Source organism: Roseiarcus sp., assembly GCF_052145395.1.
In the GTDB taxonomy this organism is placed as follows: domain Bacteria; phylum Pseudomonadota; class Alphaproteobacteria; order Rhizobiales; family Beijerinckiaceae; genus Roseiarcus.
In genome coordinates this window covers 1-2,519 of record NZ_JBKQOT010000264.1, presented here as the reverse complement: position 1 = coordinate 2,519, position 2,519 = coordinate 1, and the positions used below count along the sequence as shown (strand labels likewise).

The window sequence follows — 2,519 nt, the reverse complement described above, 5'->3', positions numbered from 1 at the left end:
CGCCGCCGCAGCCTCGCTCAACCCGATCGCCATGGCCTTGTCGCTCCAATGCGCCCGCCGGCGCATTATTGCGGCGCCATGGTTGCCGTTCGGTTAAGAGCCGCCAAAAGCCGCCCTGCACCAATGCGCAACAAGGCGTCCGGCAGTGCACGCACCACCACGCAAGGGGCTTATCAACACCTCAAATTGGCTGGGAGGCGCCGACAGGAGTTGAACCTGGTGGAGCGCCTGAGGCGCTGACGTATAAGGGCCGTCCGCGTGTGCCCACGCGCCGCGCCTGCCAGAAGACCGCAAAGGTCTGATCGATCTCGACTATCCGCCCGGTCCGTTCCAACTTTGTCCGCTTATGCGTACCAGACGGCCGTTCCGTTAGTTCAGGCCTAGACGGCTTCCTTCAACTCTTTGCCGGCGCGGAAGGTGACCTTCTTGCTGGCCTTGATCTTCACCGCCTCCCCGGTCTGCGGATTGCGGCCCATCCGCGCTTCGCGCCTCTTTACGTGAAAAATTCCGAGCCCGACGATACGGACTTTGTTGCCCTTCACGAGGTGCTTGGCGAGCCGATCAACGGTGTCGGTGAGGATGGTTTCGGCGTGGATCTTGGGGACTTCGTGAGCTTCGGCAATCTCGGCCGCAATATGTTTCAGCGTCACGACGGTCGCTGGTGTCTTGGCTTTGACGGTTCTGGCGGCGGACTTTTTCGCCGCTGACTTGGTGGCGGCTGCGGATTTTTTGGCCATCGAGATTCTCCGAATCATTATGAGTCACAAGCGTATTTGCACTTTAATGGGGAAAACCTGCAAGCCGATCGGTATTTTCAGCTCATGGCCAAGCCTCTGAACCGAGTGCGACAAGGCCGAAAGGGCGCAGGCGCACCTGGCGTCGATCCGCCGACCGGCTGGCCCCAGATCGCCGAGGCGAACGCGCGGAGGCCGTGGTGGTTGGTTCTGCGGCGGTGGATCGTGGGTTGAGGGGGTGCGGGTTTGGGGGGATCCGCGCTTCGAGGTTTTTTGACAGGGGGGCCATCCCCCCTCGGGCAAGTCCACTGGCACCGTTAACCCGCCGTTAGCCGCTTCAGGCGGTAATGGCGTGCGAGTAAGCCATGACGCCATGACGCCACTGTGCGAGGGCAAGGGCATGAGGGTCGTTTCGTTCGTCACGCAAAAGGGCGGGAGCGGCAAAAGCACGACTGCCGCCTCGATCGCCGTCGCCGCCTTCCAACAGGGCCGCCGCGTCTTCATGCTCGAGCTCGACCGGCAGGGGACGCTATCGGATTGGGGCGGACGCCCGGCAGACCGAGGAGGGGCCGGAGTTCGAGCGGATCGTGGCGACCGCTCTCGAAACAGCTCTCGCGACCCTGGGGGAGGCGGGCTACGACCTCGCCATCGTCGACACGCCAGGCGTCGACAGCCCGGCGACCGTTGGCGCCATGCGGGCCGCCGAGCTCTGCCTCGTCCCCTGCCGGCCGACAGCGACCGACCTGCGTGGATGCATGCCGACCGTGCAGACGCTCATCCGGCTCGAAAAGCCGTTCGCCTTCGTCCTCAGCCAATGCCCGCCCCGATCCGGCCGGGTCGAGGAGACGCGCGCTGGCTTATCGGCCCTCGGCCTGATCGCCGAGCCCCGGGCCGACCATCAGGACGCCATGGCCGCCGGGCTCGGCGTGACGGAGTTCAACGAAACAGGAGCGGCTGCAGCGGAGATCCGCCGCCTCTGGCAATGGATCGCCGCGAAGCTGGAGGGGAAGCGCCATGTCAAAGCAGCGTAGGACCGTGCTCAGTGGCGTGGTGACGCCCTTTGCGCCGCCGCCGGCTGTTGCGGCCGAGCCCCGGCAAGAGGTCGGCCCTGAGCCTTCCCAGACCCGCCGCAAGCCGGCGACGATTCAACAGACCGTCTACCTCCCGCCGGCCGTTCACGACCAGTTGCGCGAACTGGCCTTCGCCGAGCGGGTCAGGATGCATGCGCTCCTGATGGAAGGTCTCGACCTCGTCTTCAAGGCTCGCGGCCTCAAGCCATTATCCGAGCTTACAAGGAGGCCATGACGCCATTGTGCGATGATCATGGCGCGATGGCGCAATTGCGCGACGAGCGGCGGGGAGCTCGCCCAGCGGCTCGCCCTTGCGGCGCCTATAACCCCGCCTGCCCCGGCTGCGGCCGAGCAGCGCCGGTCGTGGTGGAAGCGGTTGGCGGGCTGACGTGAGAGGATAACTAGATCATGAGCAAGTCCGACTGGAAACGCGGCGCGTCGGAGTCGCGCCAACAGATCGAGCTTCTTCGCGCCAGTGGCCGAAGGCGTTTCCGGCCAAGGGACATGAGGTCCGTCCGCTGGCGAACGCCGCGCCCGCGAGCGCGGGAGCTCTCGGGTGGACCAACGCATACGCGCGCGGCGTGCTGAGCCCCTGGGTGCTGCGCGAGGCCTATTGCCGGGCGGTTCTGGCTCACGCGATGCGGATTAACCTCGACGGGTCGGAGAGCGAACTGACCGTTGACAACGAGGCGCGCGCGATGGCGACGGCCCGTCT

The 2,519-nt window shown here is 65.7% G+C and carries 4 protein-coding genes and 1 pseudogene; 4 read left to right on the top strand and 1 reads right to left on the bottom strand.

Annotated features, from left to right (window positions below; genetic code table 11):
- Positions 1-380 precede the first annotated feature (380 nt).
- Positions 381-737, bottom strand: a complete 357-nt coding sequence (locus tag ACLP25_RS08860; RefSeq protein ID WP_442468834.1) for an HU family DNA-binding protein — start codon at positions 735-737, stop codon at positions 381-383.
- Positions 738-1,107: 370 nt separating this feature from the next.
- Here ACLP25_RS08860 and ACLP25_RS08855 point away from each other — a divergent pair.
- From ACLP25_RS08855 to ACLP25_RS08840, 4 genes and pseudogenes are all read left to right on the top strand, one after another.
- A pseudogene (locus ACLP25_RS08855) lies at positions 1,108-1,212 on the top strand (ParA family protein); the annotation flags it as partial.
- Between the two features lie 109 nt (positions 1,213-1,321).
- Positions 1,322-1,765, top strand: a complete 444-nt coding sequence (locus ACLP25_RS08850; protein WP_442468836.1) for a ParA family protein — start codon at positions 1,322-1,324, stop codon at positions 1,763-1,765.
- Positions 1,749-2,039 carry a ribbon-helix-helix domain-containing protein gene (locus tag ACLP25_RS08845; protein ID WP_442468833.1) on the top strand — a complete coding sequence of 97 codons (291 nt, stop codon included), beginning with the start codon at positions 1,749-1,751 and terminating at the stop codon, positions 2,037-2,039. The genes ACLP25_RS08850 and ACLP25_RS08845 overlap by 17 nt, the downstream gene beginning before the upstream one ends.
- Positions 2,040-2,226: 187 nt before the next feature.
- On the top strand, positions 2,227-2,519 hold a 293-nt coding region (locus tag ACLP25_RS08840), incomplete at its 3' end, for a ProQ/FINO family protein (RefSeq protein ID WP_442468835.1).